15 protein-coding genes and 1 tRNA gene are annotated in these 17,801 nt (G+C 71.1%); 7 read left to right on the plus strand and 9 right to left on the minus strand.

Going from position 1 to position 17,801, the window contains the following annotated elements:
* Positions 1 to 115 precede the first annotated feature (115 nt).
* Both gabT and OG447_RS30805 read left to right on the plus strand, forming a co-directional pair.
* The gene (gabT, locus tag OG447_RS30800; protein WP_266940784.1) at positions 116 to 1,450 is read left to right on the plus strand and encodes a 4-aminobutyrate--2-oxoglutarate transaminase; all 1,335 of its coding nucleotides are present in this window, start codon (positions 116 to 118) and stop codon (positions 1,448 to 1,450) included.
* Positions 1,451 to 1,593: 143 nt separating this feature from the next.
* Positions 1,594 to 2,430 (plus strand): phosphatase PAP2 family protein, encoded by an 837-nt coding sequence (locus tag OG447_RS30805; RefSeq protein WP_266940785.1) that lies wholly within the window; start codon positions 1,594 to 1,596, stop codon positions 2,428 to 2,430.
* Here OG447_RS30805 and OG447_RS30810 read toward each other — a convergent pair.
* The 8 genes from OG447_RS30810 to OG447_RS30845 form a co-directional block, all read right to left on the minus strand.
* The gene (locus OG447_RS30810; protein WP_266940787.1) at positions 2,415 to 4,229 is read right to left on the minus strand and encodes a chitinase; all 1,815 of its coding nucleotides are present in this window, start codon (positions 4,227 to 4,229) and stop codon (positions 2,415 to 2,417) included. The two genes, OG447_RS30805 and OG447_RS30810, sit on opposite strands and share 16 nt — an antisense overlap.
* Positions 4,230 to 4,299: 70 nt before the next feature.
* The gene (locus OG447_RS30815; RefSeq protein ID WP_266940788.1) at positions 4,300 to 4,764 is read right to left on the minus strand and encodes a hypothetical protein; all 465 of its coding nucleotides are present in this window, start codon (positions 4,762 to 4,764) and stop codon (positions 4,300 to 4,302) included.
* Between the two features lie 190 nt (positions 4,765 to 4,954).
* A complete protein-coding gene (locus OG447_RS30820) occupies positions 4,955 to 6,373 on the minus strand; it encodes an FAD-binding oxidoreductase (RefSeq protein ID WP_266940790.1) in 1,419 nt (472 codons plus the stop codon).
* 23 nt (positions 6,374 to 6,396) lie between these two features.
* A complete protein-coding gene (locus OG447_RS30825; RefSeq protein WP_266940792.1) occupies positions 6,397 to 7,203 on the minus strand; it encodes an ABC transporter permease in 807 nt (268 codons plus the stop codon).
* Positions 7,203 to 8,132 carry an ABC transporter permease gene (locus OG447_RS30830; protein WP_266940794.1) on the minus strand — a complete coding sequence of 310 codons (930 nt, stop codon included), beginning with the start codon at positions 8,130 to 8,132 and terminating at the stop codon, positions 7,203 to 7,205. Before OG447_RS30830 ends, OG447_RS30825 begins: the two co-directional genes overlap by 1 nt.
* Positions 8,129 to 9,277 (minus strand): ABC transporter ATP-binding protein, encoded by a 1,149-nt coding sequence (locus OG447_RS30835; RefSeq protein WP_266940796.1) that lies wholly within the window; start codon positions 9,275 to 9,277, stop codon positions 8,129 to 8,131. Before OG447_RS30835 ends, OG447_RS30830 begins: the two co-directional genes overlap by 4 nt.
* 159 nt (positions 9,278 to 9,436) lie before the next feature.
* Complete coding sequence (locus tag OG447_RS30840) at positions 9,437 to 10,684, minus strand: spermidine/putrescine ABC transporter substrate-binding protein (protein ID WP_266940798.1); 1,248 nt, start codon at positions 10,682 to 10,684, stop codon at positions 9,437 to 9,439.
* Positions 10,685 to 10,735: 51 nt separating this feature from the next.
* Positions 10,736 to 12,250, minus strand: coding sequence for a gamma-aminobutyraldehyde dehydrogenase (locus tag OG447_RS30845; protein ID WP_266940982.1), 1,515 nt, complete (start codon positions 12,248 to 12,250; stop codon positions 10,736 to 10,738).
* Positions 12,251 to 12,444: 194 nt separating this feature from the next.
* Between OG447_RS30845 and OG447_RS30850 the strand changes: the two genes are divergently transcribed.
* The 3 genes from OG447_RS30850 to OG447_RS30860 all read left to right on the plus strand — a co-directional run bounded on the left by OG447_RS30850 (position 12,445) and on the right by OG447_RS30860 (position 15,087).
* A complete protein-coding gene (locus OG447_RS30850) occupies positions 12,445 to 13,011 on the plus strand; it encodes an NADAR family protein (RefSeq protein ID WP_266940799.1) in 567 nt (188 codons plus the stop codon).
* A gap of 57 nt (positions 13,012 to 13,068) precedes the next feature.
* A tRNA-Ser gene (locus OG447_RS30855) sits at positions 13,069 to 13,130 on the plus strand.
* A gap of 361 nt (positions 13,131 to 13,491) precedes the next feature.
* Positions 13,492 to 15,087, plus strand: a complete 1,596-nt coding sequence (locus tag OG447_RS30860; RefSeq protein WP_266940800.1) for a TROVE domain-containing protein — start codon at positions 13,492 to 13,494, stop codon at positions 15,085 to 15,087.
* A 102-nt stretch (positions 15,088 to 15,189) separates the two neighbouring features.
* Here OG447_RS30860 and OG447_RS30865 read toward each other — a convergent pair whose 3' ends face one another.
* Positions 15,190 to 15,939, minus strand: coding sequence for a DUF4190 domain-containing protein (locus OG447_RS30865; RefSeq protein WP_266940801.1), 750 nt, complete (start codon positions 15,937 to 15,939; stop codon positions 15,190 to 15,192).
* Between the two features lie 108 nt (positions 15,940 to 16,047).
* On the opposite strand from OG447_RS30865, the gene OG447_RS30870 reads away from it, so the two are divergent.
* Both OG447_RS30870 and OG447_RS30875 read left to right on the plus strand, forming a co-directional pair.
* Positions 16,048 to 17,073 (plus strand): adenosine deaminase, encoded by a 1,026-nt coding sequence (locus tag OG447_RS30870; RefSeq protein WP_266940803.1) that lies wholly within the window; start codon positions 16,048 to 16,050, stop codon positions 17,071 to 17,073.
* Between the two features lie 36 nt (positions 17,074 to 17,109).
* Positions 17,110 to 17,799, plus strand: a complete 690-nt coding sequence (locus OG447_RS30875; RefSeq protein ID WP_266940805.1) for a glycerophosphodiester phosphodiesterase — start codon at positions 17,110 to 17,112, stop codon at positions 17,797 to 17,799.
* The last annotated feature ends 2 nt before the right edge of the window (positions 17,800 to 17,801 follow it).

Raw genomic sequence — 17,801 nt, forward strand, 5'->3', positions numbered from 1 at the left:
CGGACAAGGACACGCGGGCATCACTCCCGAACGGAGCATGCCGTACCCCCTCCCCCGGGCCTAGCCTGCGGACAAAGACACAAGTGCGTCCGAAAACACCCCCCAGGAGCCCTCTATGACCGCTGTCCCGCAGGAGCGCCGCATCGTCACCGCGATCCCCGGCCCCAAGTCGCAGGAGCTGCAGGCCCGCCGCCTCGAGACGGTGGCCGGCGGCGTGGGCTCCGTGCTGCCCGTCTTCACGGCCCGTGCGGGCGGCGGCATCATCGAGGACGTCGACGGCAACCGCCTGATCGACTTCGGCTCGGGCATCGCCGTGACCTCGGTCGGCGCCTCTGCCGAGGCCGTCGTGCGCCGCGCCTCCGCGCAGCTCGCGGACTTCACGCACACCTGCTTCATGGTCACGCCGTACGAGGGCTACGTCGAGGTCTGCGAGGCCCTCGCCGAGCTGACCCCGGGCGACCACGCCAAGAAGTCGGCGCTGTTCAACTCCGGTGCCGAGGCCGTCGAGAACGCCGTCAAGATCGCCCGTTCGTACACCAAGCGCCAGGCGGTCGTCGTCTTCGACCACGGCTACCACGGCCGTACCAACCTGACGATGGCGCTGACCTCGAAGAACATGCCGTACAAGCAGGGCTTCGGACCGTTCGCCCCCGAGGTCTACCGCGTCCCGGTCGCCTACGGCTACCGCTGGCCCACCGGCGCCGAGAACTGCGGCCCCGAGGCCGCCGCCCAGGCTATCGACCAGATCACCAAGCAGATCGGCGCCGACAACGTCGCCGCGATCATCATCGAGCCGGTGCTCGGCGAGGGCGGCTTCATCGAGCCGGCCAAGGGCTTCCTGCCGGCCATCGTGAAGTTCGCCAACGACAACGGCATCGTCTTCGTCGCCGACGAGATCCAGTCCGGTTTCTGCCGTACCGGCCAGTGGTTCGCGTGTGAGGACGAGGGCATCGTCCCCGACCTGATCACCACGGCCAAGGGCATCGCGGGCGGTCTGCCGCTCGCCGCCGTGACCGGCCGCGCCGAGATCATGGACTCCGCGCACGCGGGTGGCCTGGGCGGCACCTACGGCGGCAACCCGGTGGCGTGCGCCGGTGCGCTCGGCTCCATCGAGACCATGAAGGAGCTCGACCTCAACGCCGCGGCGAAGAAGATCGAGTCCCTCATGAAGGCCCGCCTGACGGCCATGCAGGAGAAGTACGACATCATCGGCGACATCCGCGGCCGCGGCGCCATGATCGCGATCGAGCTCGTCAAGGACCCGGTCTCCAAGACCCCGTTCCCGGAGGCGGCCGGCGCCCTCGCCAAGGCCTGCCACGCCGAGGGCCTGCTCGTCCTCACCTGCGGCACCTACGGCAACGTGCTCCGTTTCCTGCCGCCGATCGTCATCGGCGAGGACCTGCTGAACGAGGGCCTGGACATCATCGAGGCCGCGTTCACGGGCATCTGATCGAACGGCTAGAACGCCCGAACGCACCGCCCGCCCGGTACCCCCGGGTAACCGTCGGGCGCTGTGAAGAAGCTGTGGGGGGCCGATGGCGGGAGCGCGATCCCGCTGTCGGTCCCCCTTTCGCTGCCGTACGGTTTCTGCAGATGAGTGAGACACCCCGCTCCCGGGAGACCGAGGGCGACACCAGTACCGGGCTTCCCCAGCGCCGCACTGGGCATGCGTTCGCGCACACTCCTCACCGATCGGACAGCCGTACGCCCCAAACCCCCCGGGGTGCACGGCAACCCGGTCCGGGCGGCCGTCCCGGAACCATCCCCCCTGTTCCGGGACGGCCGGCCACTCTCCGGCGCCCCACTCTGCGGCCCCCCACTCTCCGACAGGCCGCCCTCCTCGCGGCGCTCTGCCTGCTGGCGCTCTGCCTGGTCACCTGGCAGGTCCTGGTCGCGGGCCCCCTGGCGGCCGCCGACGAACACCTCGGCCGCGCCCTGGTGCGCACCGTGCCCGACGCGGCCACCGAACGCCTCGCGGACCTCGGCAACATCCCGGTCGCCGTACCCGTCCTCGTCCTGGCCATGGCGTACGCCGCCTGGCGCGGGGACCGGCGCGGCGCCCTGGCGGCGGGGCTGGCCATGGCCCTGGTCCCGGCCCTGGTCGTGCCGCTCAAGGAATGGACCGCCCGGCCGGGGCCGCTGGAGCCCTGGGCGGCCGGCTACTACCCCTCGGGCCACACGGCCACCGCAGCCGTCGCCTATCTCGGCGCGGCCCTGCTGGTCTCCCCGTACACCCGCCGGAACTGGCCGGCGGCCGCCGCCCTCCTGCTGGTGGGGGCGACGGCCGTCGGGCTGGTGCTGCGCGGCTTCCACTGGCCGCTGGACGTCCTGGCCAGCTGCTTCCTGTGCGTGCCGCTGCTGCTGGCGGTCAGCGGGTTCAGCCGGTCCGGATGGTCCAGCCGGTCCGGCGGGTTTCAGCCGCCGAAGTAGCCGTCGAAGTTCCGGCTGAACTCCCAGCCGCCGAAGCGGTCCCAGTTGATCGACCAGGTCATCAGCCCGCGCAGGGCGGGCCAGGTGCCGTGGGTCTGGTAGCTGCCGCAGTCGGTCTTCTTCGTCAGGCAGTCCAGGGCCTTGTTCACCTCGGCGGGCGGGGTGTGTCCGTTGCCCGCGTTCGTGGTGGCCGGGAGGCCGATGGCGACCTGCTCGGGGCGCAGCGGCGGGAAGACCCGGGCGGTGTTGCCCGCGACCGGGAAGCCGGTGAGCAGCATGTCGGTCATGGCGATGTGGAAGTCGGCGCCGCCCATGGAGTGGTACTGGTTGTCGAGGCCCATGACGGGGCCCGAGTTGTAGTCCTGGACGTGCAGCAGGGTGAGGTCGTCGCGCAGGGCGTGGATGACCGGGAGGTACGCGCCGGCGCGCGGGTCCTGGCCGCCCCAGGGGCCGGAGCCGTAGAACTGGTAGCCGAGCTGGACGAAGAAGGTCTCCGGGGCCATGGTCAGGACGAAGTCCGGTCCGTACTTGGCCTTCAAGGTCTTCACGGCGGAGATCAGGTTGACGATCACCGGGGTGGTGGGGGCGCGGAAGTCGGTGTCCCCGGTGGCCAGCGAGAGGGAGTGACCCTCGAAGTCGATGTCCAGGCCGTCGAGCCCGTACTCGTCGATGATCTTGCTGACGGAGGAGACGAAGGTGTCGCGGGCGGCCGTGGTCGCGAGCTGGACCTGGCCGTTCTGGCCGCCGATCGAGATCAGCACCTTCTTGCCCGCCGCCTGCTTGGCCTTGACGGCCGCCTTGAAGTCGGCCGGGGACTCGACGTTCGGACACTCGGCGACCGGGCACAGCTGGAACCGGATGTCGCCCGAGGTCACGGAAGTGGGTTCGCCGAAGGCGAGGTTGATCACGTCCCAGGAGGCGGGCACGTCGGCCATCCGGACGTAGCCCGAGCCGTTGGCGAAGCTCGCGTGCAGGTAGCCGACCAGGGCGTGCGCCGGGAGGCCGCTGCCGGGCTCGCCGGGGTCCACCGGGCCGCTGGCCGTGGTCGCGGAGACGGCCGCGCCCTTCGGGGACTCGCCCGCCGCGTTCACCGCGCTGACCTGGAAGGCGTACGTCGTGGCGGCGGCGAGGCCGGTCACCGTCGCCGAGGTGCCGGTGACGGTCAGGGGCGCGGCGCCGTCGCGGTGGACCTTGTACGAGGTGGCGCCCGGGGCCGCCGTCCAGGAGAGGTTCACGCTGCTCGGGGTGGCGCCGGACGCGGTCAGGCCGGTGGGGGCGGCCGGGGGCTGGGGCTGGCCGGGACCGCCGGGGTCGGGGCCGACCAGGGTGAGGTCGTCGGTGAGGTGGGCGGGCTGGCCGTACCAGCCGTGGGTGTAGACGGTGACCGAGGTGGTGGCCGGGCCGGTGCGGAAGCCGGTCGTCAGCTGCTTCCACGCGCCCGGGGTCTGCGTCCAGGTGGACACGTCGGTGGTGCCGGTGCCGGCCGCGCCGAGGTAGACGTAGGCGCCCTGGACCCAGGCGCCGAGGGTGTAGGCGGAGTCGGGCTTGACGGTGACGGTCTGGGAGCAGCGGGCGTTGTCCTGGCCGGCCGGGGTGGCCCGGAGGGCGGAAGTCCCGCCGTGGACCGGTGTGGTGACCAGGGCTCCGCTGCCTCCCGAGCAGCTCCAGCCGTCGAGGCCGGCCTCGAAGCCGCCGTTGCGTATGAGGTCGGCGTCCGCCGCCGCGGCGGGCGGTCCCGCGGCGAGGAAGCCGGCCGCCGCCAGGGCGGCGGCCGTGAGGATGGACCAGGCTCTGCGCACAACTGCCTCCGGGGCATGGGGGGATGGAGGGGGTCAGCGGCGCCCAAGATGGTCCAGACCAATGCCCTTGTCAAGACTTCCGGCCCTCCTCCGCCAGCACGCGCGCGGCCGCCTCGTGCATCGCGAGTTCCAGCACGGCCGGGTCGGTGAGCGTCCCCTGCCCGTCGGGGAGCACCAGCCAGCGCACGCCGCCGGTCGCCCGGCCTGGGTACGGGACCACGATCCAGGTCCCGCGGCCCGCTCCCCGTACGCCCGTGCCGATCCAGCGGGACGCCGTGCCCCGGGGCACGAAGAAGCCCAGCCGCGTGGCACCGAAATCGGCGAGCACCGGGCCGGGCCGGTCGAGGAGCAGGTACAGCACCTCGAGGGTGGCCTGCCCCAGTTCCCCGGGCAGGATCAGCACGTCCCAGCGCCGGCCGGCGGGCAGCAGGGCGACCCCGAGGGGGTTGCGCTCCCACTCCCACCGGCAGGCGTCGGGATCCGGCGCCGCCGATACCAGCCATTCCACTGCCGCCTTGGCTTCCGGGTCGGTCATCGCCCGGCCTCCGTTCGTCTCGTGATCCGGTGAAGGGTTCTCACCGGGAGAGAGCGGGGACGGCCGCGGCCATGACGCGGGTTCCGTTACTCCGTGGTAGTGAAACGGGTCACGCGGTGACCGGCGGAGTGCGCCGGGCGCGCGGACCTCGATCAGCACATGAGCGGATCAGCTGGGTATCGGCGGGGGCTCAGCTGTCGAAGCCGAGGCCGAGGCGGTCGAGCGTCCTGAGCCACAGGTTCCGGTGCCCGCCGTGGCGGTCGGCGCGGGCCAGCGACCACTTGGTGAGGGTGATCCCGGTCCAGGCGAAGGGCTCCGGCGGGAAGGGCATCGGCTTGCTGCGGACCATCTCCAGCCGGGTGCGCTCGGTGTCGAGGCCGTCGAGCAGGTCCAGCATCACGTCCGCGCCGAAGCGGGTGGCACCGACGCCGAGCCCGGTGTAGCCGGCCGCGTAGGCGACCTTCCCGGAGTGCGCCGTGCCGAAGAAGGCGGAGAAGCGCGAGCAGGTGTCGATCGCGCCGCCCCAGGCGTGGCTGAACTTCAGCCCCTCCAGCTGCGGGAAGGCCGTGAAGAAGTGCTCCGCGAGCCTGAGGTAGGTCTCGGGACGGTGGTCGTACTCGGAGTCGAGCTTCCCCCGGTAGGGGTAGATCGCGTCGTAGCCGCCCCACAGGATCCGGTGGTCCCGGGTGATCCGGAAGTAGTGGAACTGGTTGGCGCTGTCGCCCATCCCCTGCCGGTTCTTCCAGCCGATCGAGGCCAGCTGTGCCTCGTCCAGCGGCTCGCTCATCAGCGCGTAGTCGTAGACCGGGACGGTGAACGGGCGGATCCGCCTGACCAGTGAAGGGAAGATGTTGGTGCCCAGGGCGACCCGGCGGGCGAGGATCGTGCCGTAGGGGGTCTGGACGGTCATGCCGCGCCCGGCCGGGGCCATCTTCAGGCCGCGGGTGTTCTCGTAGATCCGCACCCCGAGGTCCAGACAGGCCTGCTTGAGGCCCCAGGCCAGCTTCGCCGGGTTGAGCATGGCGACGCCGTCGCGGTCCCAGAGGCCCGCGAGGAAGGTCGGTGAGTCGACCTCGGCGCGCACCGCGTCGCCGTCGAGCCATTCGGAGCTGCCCGCGAGGCCCAGGCGCTGTGCCTCCTCGTGCAGTTCGCGCAGCTCCTCGACCTGGTGCGGTTCGGTGGCGACGTCGATCTCGCCGGTCCGCTCGAAGTCGCAGTCGATGCCGTAGCGGGCGACCGCCTCCTCGATGGCGTCGAGGTTGCGGGCGCCCAGCTCCTCCAGCCTGGCCAGCTCGCCGGGCCAGCGGGCCAGCCCGTTGCCGAGGCCGTGGGTGAGGGAGGCGGCGCAGAAGCCGCCGTTGCGGCCGGAGGCGGCCCAGCCCGCCTCCTTGCTCTCGATCACTACGACGTCCCGCCCGGGGTCGCGCTCCTTGGCGAGCAGCGCGGTCCACAGCCCGCTGTAGCCGGCCCCGATGACCAGCAGGTCGCATCGCTCGTCGGAGGTCAGCGCCGGCTGGGGGGCGGGCTTGCCGGGGTCGTCCAGCCAGTACGAGACCGGCTTCGCTTCGGAAAGGGATTTCGCAACACTACGCATGGCGACTGGGGCCATGTCTTCCAACTCCCTACAGGGGTCTACTTCGGTTGTGCCTTCTTGCGGCGGTTGCCGACCATCTGGCCGGCGAGGACCACCAGCACCGCGATGACGAACATCGCCGTGCCGATGACGTTGATCTGCACAGGCGTACCGCGCTGGGCCGATCCCCACACGAACATGGGGAAGGTGACGGTGTTGCCCGAGTTGAAGTTGGTGATGATGAAGTCGTCGAAGGAGAGCGCGAAGGAGAGCAGCGCTCCCGCCGCGATACCGGGCGCCGCGATCGGCAGGGTGACGCGTACGAAGGTCTGCACCGGCCCCGCGTAGAGGTCGCGGGCGGCCTCCTCCAGCCGCGGGTCCATGGACAGGACGCGTGCCTTGACGGCGGCGACGACGAAGCTGAGGCAGAACATGATGTGGGCGATCAGGATCGTCCAGAAGCCCAGCTGGATGCCCATGTTGAGGAAGAGCGCCAGCAGCGAGGCGGCCATCACGATCTCGGGCATCGCCATGGGCAGGAAGATCAGCGAGTTGACCGCGCCGCGCGCCCGGAAGCGGTAGCGGACGAGCGCGAAGGCTATCGCGGTGCCCAGGGCGGTCGCGGCGAGCGTGGACCACAGGGCGATCTGGAGCGAGAGCGACAGCGAGCCGCACAGGTCGGCGACCCCGCAGGGGTCCTTCCAGGCGTCGAGCGAGAACTCCTGCCAGGCGTAGTTGAACCGCCCGGAGGGGTTGTTGAAGGAGAAGACGGTCACGACGAGGTTCGGCAGGATCATGTACGCGAGCGTGCCGAGGCCCGCGATGACGACCAGATTGCGCCGGAGCCAGACGAGTGGGTTGCGCATCAGACCAGGTCCTCCGTCCCCGCTCGGCGGATGTAGATGGTGACCATGATCAGCACGATGGCCATGAGGATGAAGGACAGCGCGGCCGCCGTCGGGTAGTCGAGGATCCGCAGGTACTGCGACTGGATGACGTTGCCGATCATCCGGGTGTCCGTGGAGCCGAGCAGCTCGGCGTTGACGTAGTCGCCGCTCGCCGGGATGAAGGTCAGCAGGGTCCCGGAGACCACGCCCGGCATGGACAGCGGGAAGGTCACCTTCCGGAAGACCGTGGCGGGGCGGGCGTACAGGTCCCCGGCGGCCTCGTGGAGGCGGGTGTCGATGCGCTCCAGCGAGGAGTACAGCGGCAGGATCATGAAGGGCAGGAAGTTGTACGTCAGACCGCAGACGACCGCGAGCGGCGTGGCCAGCACCCGGTCGCCCTGGGTCATGCCCAGCCAGCTGGTGACGTCGAGGAAGCCGATGCTGTTGAGCACCCCGACCACCGGACCGCCGTCGGCCAGGATCGTCTTCCAGGCGAGGGTACGGATCAGGAAGCTGGTGAAGAACGGCGCGATCACCAGGACGAGCAGCAGGTTGCGCCAGCGGCCCGCCTTGAAGGCGATCAGGTAGGCCAGCGGGTACCCGAGGAGCAGGCACAGCGCGGTGGCGGTGCCCGCGTAGAGCAGGGAGCGCAGGAACTGCGGGTAGTACTCGGTGAAGGCGTCCCAGTAGGTCTGGAAGTGCCAGGTGACCTGGAAGCCCTCTTCGAGCGAGCCGGTCTGCACCGAGGTGGAGGCCTGGTAGACCATCGGCAGGACGAAGAAGACCAGCAGCCACAGGATGCCGGGGAGCAGCAGCCAGTACGGGACCAGCCGCTTGCGTACCGACGGCTTGTGCGCCGGGGGTCCGGCCGGGGCGGGCGCCTTGGGCGGCGCGGCGGTGGCGGTCACGCGCTCTCCTCGACGGTCTCGATGCCCGCGTCGATGTCTTGGGCTGCGTCCAGGCCGAAGGTGTGCTCCGGGTTCCAGTGCAGGATCACCTCGGCGCCCGGGACGAGCCGTGCGTCCCGCTCGATGTTCTGGGCGTACACCTCCAGCTCGGGGCAGACCTGGCTGTCGATGACGTACTGGGTGGAGACACCGATGAAGGAGGAGGCCACGATCCGGCCCGGGACCTTGTTGCGGCCGGCCGCGACGGTGTGCTCCTCGTCGGCGTGGACCAGGGATATCTTCTCCGGGCGCACTCCGACCAGGAGCTTTCCGCCCGTGCTCGGGGTGGTCGCGCAGCGGGCCGCGGGCAGCCTGAGCTTCATACCGGAGGCGGAGACGACGACGTCGGACCCGGCGGACTCCACCGCGGCCTCGATGAGGTTCGAGGTGCCGAGGAAGTTGGCGACGAAGGTGGTGCCCGGGTTCTCGTACAGCTCGGCGGGGGCGCCCAGCTGCTCGACGCGGCCGCCGTTCATCACGGCGACGGTGTCGGCCATCGTCATGGCCTCCTCCTGGTCGTGCGTGACGTGCACGAAGGTGATGCCCACCTCGGTCTGGATGCGCTTGAGCTCCAGCTGCATCTGGCGGCGCAGCTTGAGGTCGAGGGCGCCGAGGGGCTCGTCGAGGAGCAGCACCTGGGGGTGGTTGATCAGGGCCCGGGCGACGGCTACGCGCTGCTGCTGGCCGCCGGAGAGCTGGTGCGGCTTCTTGCCGGCCTGCTCGCCGAGCTGCACCAGCTCCAGCATGTCGTCGACCTGCTTCTTGACGGACTTGATGCCGCGGCGGCGCAGCCCGAAGGCGACGTTCTCGTAGATGCTCAGGTGCGGGAACAGCGCGTAGCTCTGGAAGACCGTGTTGACCGGGCGCTTGTACGGCGGCAGGTCGGTGACCTCCCGGTCGCCGAGGTGGACCGTGCCGGTGGAGGGCTCCTCCAGGCCGGCGATCATGCGCAGGGTGGTGGTCTTCCCGCAGCCCGAGGCGCCGAGCAGGGCGAAGAAGGAGCCCTGGGGAATGGTCAGGTCCAGCGGGTGCACGGCGGTGAAGGTGCCGTAGTGCTTGCTGATCCCGGTGAGGCGGACATCGCCGCCCGCGGTCTTGTCAGTCATGGAGGGATCCCGGGGGTGGTGTGGTCGAGGGTCGGTGTGGTCGCGGGGCCGTTGGGCCGTCCGGCCGAAGGAGCTGTGGGCTGCCGGGCGGGGTCGTCCGGCCGACCGGCCGAAGGGCTGCGGGGGCGCGCCCCCGCCCGTTCGGCTCGCCGCGAGGCGTCACGCGCCGATGAGCTTGGCGAACTTCTCTTCGTACGCCGTCTCTTCCTCGCTGCTCAGCGAGCGGAAGGCGTGGGCCTTGGCGGCCATCGCCTTGTCCGGCACGATCAGCGGGTTGTCCGCGAGTGCGGGGTCGATCTTGGCCAGCTCCTCCTGGACGCCCTCGACCGGGCAGACGTAGCTGATGAAGGCGGCCAGCTGGGCGGCGACCGGGGGCTCGTAGTAGAAGTCGATGAGCTTCTCGGCGTTGGCCTTGTGCCGGGCCTTGACGGGGACCAGCAGGTTGTCGCTGGAGGTGATGTAGCCGGGGGCGGGGATGGCGTACTGGATGTCCGGGTTGCCGGCCTGGAGCTGGATGACGTCGCCCGCCCAGGCGAGGCACGCGGCGAGGTCGCCCTTGTCGAGGTCCGCCGTGTAGTCGTTGCCGGTGAAGCGGCGGATCTGCTTGGTGTCCACGCCCTTCTGGAGCCGGCCTATCGCCCCGTCGAAGTCGGCGGTGGTGAACTTCGCCGGGTCCTTGCCCTGGTCGAGCAGGGTCATGCCGACGCTGTCGCGCATCTCGGTGAGGAAGCCGACGCGGCCCTTGAGGGTGGGATCGTCGAGCATCTGCGTGACGGAGTCGACCTTCTTCCCGCCGGTGGCCTTGGTGTTGTAGGCGATGACGGTGTCGATGCCGGTCCAGGGGTAGCTGTAGGAGCGGCCCGGGTCCCAGTCGGGGGTGCGGAACTGCGGGATCAGGTTGGCGTAGGCGTGCGGCAGGTGGGCGGGGTCCAGCTTCTGCGCCCAGCCGAGGCGGATCATGCGGGCGGCGAGCCAGTCGGTGACGACGATCAGGTCGCGGCCGGTGTCCTGGCCGGCCGCGAGCTGCGGGCGGATCTTGCCGAAGAACTCGACGTTGTCGTTGATGTCCTCGGTGTACTTGACCTCGATGCCGGTCCGCTTGGTGAACTCGTCCAGCGTGGGGCGGGACTTCTCGTCCTCGCCGGTGTCCATGTACTCGGTCCAGTTGGAGAAGTTGATCTGCTTCTCCTGCTCCGAGTGGTCGTCGGAGGCCACCGCGCCGCCCTCGCGCTTGGCGGGCGGGATGCCGCAGGCGGTGAGGGCGGACAGGCCTGCGACGGTGAGCGCTCCGACTCCGGAGGCGCGCAGCAGCGAGCGGCGGGTGAGGGCGCCGCGCCCACTGGTGAGGCTGCGCCGCATCGCGGCGAGTTGCGCCGTCGAGAGGCGGTCGGGCTCGAACTGCTCCATGCGCGTTGCCCTTTCGGGATGAGTGCTGGCCGCTGGTCCGGCGGCAGGTGGTTATCTGTCCCCGAAGATCGTGCGGTGCCAGTCCTTCGCGGCGACCGCCGTGTTGTCGTACATCACATGCTTGACCTGCGTGTACTCCTCGAAGGAGTAGGTGCTCATGTCCTTTCCGAAGCCGCTCGCCTTGTAGCCGCCGTGGGGCATCTCGCTGATGATCGGGATGTGGTCGTTGACCCACACGCAGCCCGCCTTGATCTCGCGGGTGGCGCGGTTCGCCCGGTAGAGGTCGCGGCTCCAGGCGGAGGCGGCCAGTCCGTACGGGGTGTCGTTGGCCAGCGCGATGCCCTCGTCGTCGGTGTCGAACGGCAGGACGACGAGGACCGGGCCGAAGATCTCGGACTGGACCACTTCGCTGTCCTGGGCGGCGCCGGCGATGAGGGTGGGCCGGTAGTACGCGCCTTCGGCGAGCTCGCCTCCCGGGATCTCGCCGCCGGTGACCACGGTGGCGTAGCCGCGAGCGCGCTCGACGAAGCCGGCGACGCGGTCCCGCTGGGCGTGGGAGACCAGCGGGCCGAGGTCCGTGGTGGGCGCGAACGGGTCGCCCAGGCGCACAGTGTCCATCAGCTCGGCGACCCGGGCGACGAAGGCGTCGTGCAGCGGGCGCTGGACGTAGGCGCGGGTCGCGGCGGTGCAGTCCTGGCCGGTGTTGATGAGGGAGGCGGCGACGGCGCCGTGTGCGGCGGCCTCCAGGTCGGCGTCGTCGAAGACGAGGAAGGGGGCCTTGCCGCCGAGTTCGAGGTGGAGCCGCTTGACGGTGGCGGTGGCGATCTCGGCGACCCGCTTGCCGACGGCGGTGGATCCGGTGAAGGAGGTCATGACCACGTCGGGGTGGCCGACCAGGTGCTCTCCGGCCTCCCGGCCCGCGCCGGTCACGATGTTGATCACGCCGTCGGGCAGGCCCGCGTCCTTGGCGGCCTGCGCGAACATCAGGGAGGTCAGCGGGGTGAGCTCGGCGGGCTTGAGGACGATGGTGTTGCCCGCGGCGATGGCCGGGAGGATCTTCCAGGCGGCCATCTGGAGGGGGTAGTTCCAGGGCGCGATGGAGCCGACCACCCCGATGGCCTCGCGGCGTACGTAGGAGGTGTGGTCCCCGGAGTACTCGGCGGCCGCCTGCCCCTGGAGGTGGCGCGCCGCCCCCGCGAAGAAGGCCGTGTTGTCGATGGTCCCCGGCACGTCGAACTCCGTGGACAGCTTGATCGGCTTGCCGCACTGGAGCGACTCGGCGTACGCGAAGTCCTCCGCCTGCTCGGCCAGTACGGCGGCCAGCCGGTGCAGGGCGTCGGAGCGCTCGCCGGGGGTGGCGCCGGACCAGCCGGGGAAGGCCCGGACGGCGGCGGCGACGGCCTCGTCGACGTCCGCGGTGCTCGCGAGTTCGTAGGTGAGGACCTCCTCACCGGTGGCCGGGTCGACCACGGTGTGTGACTGCCCGGAGGTGCCGGACCTCAGTCGCCCGTCGATGTACTGCGCGCCGTCCGCGAAGCGGTCCTTGACCTGGAAGCGATTGCCCATCACGCTCTCACGCTCTCCGTAGCTACAGTTCGAGCTACAGCTCGAATTGAGTGCCGATCCTGGCAGAGGTGGACCCCTCGGCCAAGTGATTCCGTTGTTGCCTTTTGATTACGCGACGGAATCGGTCGACCATGTGTCGAGGCGCGCCCGAAATCCCGTACGAAGTGTCAGTGGCGACTGTCAGACTCGCGTGCATGGAAATGATCGACAAGCTGATCAAGCAGGTCAGCAGCGGTGAGCGGGTGAAGTTCCTGCCGTTCTGGGGCCACCGTCCGCGACCCGACGGGACGCTCGGACCGAGCTGTCTCAGCCAGTGGTGGCCGTCCGAGTTCACTGTGGGTGACGTCCGCTACGCCACGGCGGAGCACTGGATGATGGCCGGGAAGGCCCGCCTGTTCGGGGACCCGGAGGCCGAGCGGGCCGCCCTGGAGGCCTCCAGCCCGGCGGCCGCGAAGAAGGCCGGGCGGCTGGTGCGCGGCTTCGACGACGCGATATGGGAGCGGGAGCGCTTCGCCCTGGTGGTGGAGGGCAGCGTGCACAAGTTCGGCTCCGACCCGGCGCTGCGCTCTTACCTGCTGTCCACCGGGAACCGGGTACTGGTGGAGGCCAGCCCGATGGACCGGATCTGGGGCATCGGGCTCGCGGCCGACGACGCGCGCGCCCTGGACCCGGCACGCTGGCGCGGGCTGAACCTGCTGGGCTTCGCCCTGATGGAGGCCCGGGAGCGGCTGCGCGAGGACCTGCGCGAGGGCGGCGCCTGAGGTAAATGCGTGGCGGAGCCCGGGGCCCGCCGCCTAACGTGTGACTCGTCCAGGTGCGCAGGTGAGACCTACTTCCACTCTTAATGGGGCGGTCGCGGGTTCGAGTCCCGTCACCGGCTTTCAGGCCGGTGTAGCTCAGTTGGCAGAGCACCACGTGGTTTCGCCGACCTCGATCTCTGGACACCTACGTCACGCACCTCCCGGTGCGCGGGCTGCGGCTCCTTCTTTTTCAAAGACACCAGGCCGCCGCCACCTTGATCTCGGGAGGCACGCGTGGGGGATGCCCGGTGCGCAGGCGACGGTTACTTCTCCGGACTCGGAGGTCGTGGGTTCGAATCCCACCCGGCTCAGCACCCGCAAGGGATCGAGCCGGTGGAGCAGCACGGAAGCTCGCCGGGCTAAAGTCCGCCGCCGATTCTGATCTCGGGCATCCCTCACGTCACGCCTCCCCCGCTTTCCCATGAATTCGGGGGGATCCACATGGCTCGCTTCAACCTGCTCCGCTCCAAGGCGGCGCCCGCTTCGCCCACCTCGCCCGTCCGCTCCACCGGCCGCCGCGCCGCCAACCACCACGGCAGCCGCGGGTACCTCCGCGATCCGCGCTCCGAGCTGTTCCTGCTCGCCGTGGCCAACTTCGTGACGCAGCGCACCGCGTACGAGAGCGGCGAGGCCCGCGACGAACGCTTCGCCGCGCTCGTGCGCACCCTCGCCGTCGAGGACCCGGAGTGGACCGCGGGCCTGCTGGGCTGGCTGCGCGGGGAGGGCAACATGCGCACCGCCTCGCTCGTCGGCGCCGCCGAGTACGTGAAGGCGCGCCTCGACGCGGGTGCCACCGGCGGGCCTTCGAACCGCCAGGTCGTGGACTGCGTACTGCGGCGCGCGGACGAGCCCGGTGAGCTGCTGGCCTACTGGACGGCGGCCTACGGGCGCAACGTGCCCAAGCCCGTCAAGCGCGGGATCGCCGACGCCGTGCGCCGGCTCTACTCCGGCACCTCGCTGCTGAAGTACGACACCGCCTCCAAGGGCTTCCGCTTCGGTGACGTCCTCAACCTCGTGCACGCCTCGCCCGACCCGGACAAGCCCTGGCAGGGCGAGCTCTTCCGGTACGCCCTCGACCGCCGGCACAACCCGGAGACCGCCGAGGCCCCGCCGGGCAACCGCACCCTGGCGGCCCACCGGGCGCTGATGGAGCTGCCAGTGGAGGAGCGGCGCGCCGTGGTCACCTCCCCGGACGGCGCGGAGCGGTTCGCGGCGGCGGGCATGACCTGGGAGGCGCTGGCCGGCTGGCTCCAGGGCCCGATGGACGCGGCTGCCTGGGAGGCGGTCATCCCGTCGATGGGCCCGATGGCGCTGCTGCGGAACCTGCGCAACTTCGACCAGGCCGGGGTCTCGGACGCGGTCGCGGCGCGGGTCGCGGCGAAGATCTCCGACCCGGAGGTCGTCGCCCGGTCCCGGCAGTTCCCCTTCCGCTACCTGGCCGCCTACCAGCACGCGCCCTCGCTGCGCTGGGCGTACCCGCTGGAGCAGGCGCTCGGCCACTCGCTGGGCAACGTCCCGGCGCTGCCCGGGCGGACGCTCATCCTGGTCGACCGGTCGGGGTCCATGTGGCACCCGCTGTCGGACCGCTCGCAGCTCAACCGGGCGGACGCGGCCGCGGTCTTCGGTGCGGCGCTGGCGCAGCGGGCCGAGCGGGCGGACCTCGTGCAGTTCGGTACGAGCAGCAAGACGGTCGGGTACCAGCGCGGCGAGTCCGTGCTGAAGATGCTGGAGCGGTTCGAGGACCTCGGCGGCACCAACACCACCGAGGCCGTCCGGCAGCACTTCAAGGGGCACGACCGGGTCCTGATCGTCACCGACGAGCAGGCCGACTACCGCTCCTACGGCGGTGACCCGACCTCTCTGGTGCCGGACACCGTCCCGGTCTACACCTGGAACCTGGCCGGCTTCCGGGTGGGCCACGCGCCCTCGGGCTCGGAGAACCGGCACACCTTCGGCGGGCTCACCGACGCGGCCTTCCGCATGGTGACCCTGATCGAGGGCGGCCGGAACGCCGACTGGCCGTGGGCCGCCGCGTAGGGCAGTCCTGCCCGCGGGGCTACGGGGCTACGGGGCTACGGGGCTACGGGGCTACGGGGCTACGGGGCTACGGGGCTACGGGGCTACGGGGCTACGGTCCCGTCAGACCCGCTCGTGGACCTGGGAGTTCGAGTAGGAACTCCCGCCGTCGTAGTCGTCGTCGTAGTCGTTGCCGCCGTCCCACCCGTCGAACCAGAAACCGGCGAGCATGGCGCTCGTGACCAGGGCGCCCAGTGCGAGGGCCACCGAGCCCGTGATGAGCCCGGCCAGCGCCATCCCGCCGTTGTCCGCCTCACCGCGGCTCGCCCGGCCCCTGCCGAGCACGCCGTAGACGATCGCCCCGATACCGAGCGGGACCGCCATGAAGGCGGTGATGCACCCGAACACCGCGAGCATGGCGAGGATGCCGAGGACGAGGGCGGTGATGCCGAAACCGTTGCTCAGCTGACGGCCGCCGTACGGGTAGCCGGCGTACCCGGGGTATCCCGGCTGGCCCGGGTAACCCGGGTATCCCGGCTGGCCGGGGTATCCCGCGTCGCCGGGGTATCCCGCGTCGCCCGGGTATCCGTACCCCGGCTGGGCGGGCGGCGGCCCGGGGTAGCCGTAGCCACCGGGGTCCGGCTGGGCCGGGTAGCCGTAGGCCGCCGACGCGGGGCCGGGTCCCGGCTGCGCGGCGGATCCTGCGGACGCGGCGGGATCCTGCCCGGGTATCCCTGCGAGCGTCGGCTGGTCGTGCACGGACGGCGGACCCGGCACGCCCGTGCCCGGCGTGCCCTGCGGCTTGCCCCGGTCCGCCGCGGGACGCTCGGGCGGTGCCCACGGGTCTCGCTGCTCGGGACTGTTCTCGGTCATGCGGCCCCCTCTCGTCCAGCCATGCTAAGCGCTGGCGCCGACAGTCACGGGCCTGCCTACGATGAGGGACGGACCACCCGCAGCTGCGACATCCCGGAGGCACCCCCCATGACCGACCTGCACCCCTTCATCGCGGGGCTGCCCAAGGCCGAACTGCACGTCCACCACGTCGGCTCCGCCTCCCCGCGCATCGTCGCCGAACTCGCCTCCCGGCACCCCGACTCGAAGGTCCCCACTGACCCCGAGGCGCTCGCCGACTACTTCACCTTCACGGACTTCGCCCACTTCATCGAGCTCTACCTCTCGGTCGTGGACCTGGTCCGCACCCCCGAGGACGTACGCCACCTCACCTTCGAGGTCGCCCGTGACATGGCCCGGCAGAACATCCGCTACGCCGAGCTGACCATCACCCCCTACTCCTCCACCCGGCGAGGCATCGACGAGCAGGCCTTCATGGAGGCCATCGAGGACGCGCGCAAGGCCGCCGAGAGCGAACTCGGCGTCATCCTGCGCTGGTGCTTCGACATCCCCGGCGAGGCCGGCCTGGAGGCCGCCGCCGAGACCGCCCGCCTCGCCGTCGACCTGCGCCCCGAGGGCCTGGTCTCCTTCGGCCTCGGCGGTCCCGAGATCGGCGTCCCCCGACCGCAGTTCAAGCCGTACTTCGACCGGGCCCGCGCCGCCGGTCTGCACAGCGTGCCGCACGCCGGCGAGACCACCGGCCCGGAGACCGTCTGGGACGCCATCCGAGAGCTGGGCGCCGAGCGCATCGGCCACGGCACCAGCGCCACCCAGGACCCCGAGCTCCTCGCGTACCTCGCCGAGCACCGCATCGCGCTGGAGGTCTGCCCGACCTCCAACATCGCCACCCGCGCGGTGACCGACCTCGACCTGCACCCGGTCAAGGAGATGTTCGAGGCGGGCGTGCTCGTCACCATCAACAGCGACGACCCGCCGATGTTCGGCTCCGACCTCAACAACGAGTACGCGGTGGCCGCCCGGCTCCTCGGCCTCGACGAGCGCGGTCTCGCCCGGCTCGCCAAGAACGCCGTCGAGGCCTCCTTCCTGGACGAGCCCGGCAAGGCGAAGCTCAGCGCGGAGATCGACGCGTACACCGCGCAATGGCTCGCGCGGTGACACCCTGCTGATCCCGCGGGCCGTGAGAATGGGGCCATGCGCACCCTGACTGCCGTCGGCCACCGCGGCGATCCTTACCGCGTCCGTGAGAACACCCTGTCCTCGATCCGGTCCGCGTTCGCCCGGGGGGCGGACGCGGTCGAGATCGACGTGCGGCTGACCCGCGACGGGGTGCCGGTCCTGCTCCACGACGAGACGCTCCAGCGGCTGTGGGGCCATGAGGTGCGGCTCGACGAGATCTCGGCCCCCCAGCTCCAGGAGCTGACGCAGGGCGGGGTTCCGGCCCTGCGCGACGCCCTGATGGCCGCCGGCGCGGGCCGGGTGATGATCGACCTGCCCGGGGCGACGGCCGAGGCGGTACGGACCGTCGTCGGCCTGGTCCGCGAGTGCGGGGCGCGCGAGCGGACGTACTACTGCGCCGGACCGAACACCATGCTGGCGGTGCGCGCCGCCGATCCGGGCGCGGAGATCGCACTGACCTGGACCACGCTGTCGCCGCCGCGCCGGGTGCTGATCGACGCGGTGGCGCCGCGCTGGCTCAACTACCGCTTCGGGCTGGTGAGCCGGGAGCTGACGGACGCGCTCCACCGCGACGGCCTGCTGGTGTCGGCCTGGACGGCGGACACCCGGCGGACGATGCGCGGGCTCGTCAGGGCCGGGGTCGACTCGGTCACGACGAACCGGGTGGACGCGCTGAACGCCGTGCGGACCGAAATGGGACGGTGATA

Origin of the sequence: Streptomyces sp. NBC_01408, assembly GCF_026340255.1 — a bacterium.
Lineage (GTDB): Bacteria > Actinomycetota > Actinomycetes > Streptomycetales > Streptomycetaceae > Streptomyces.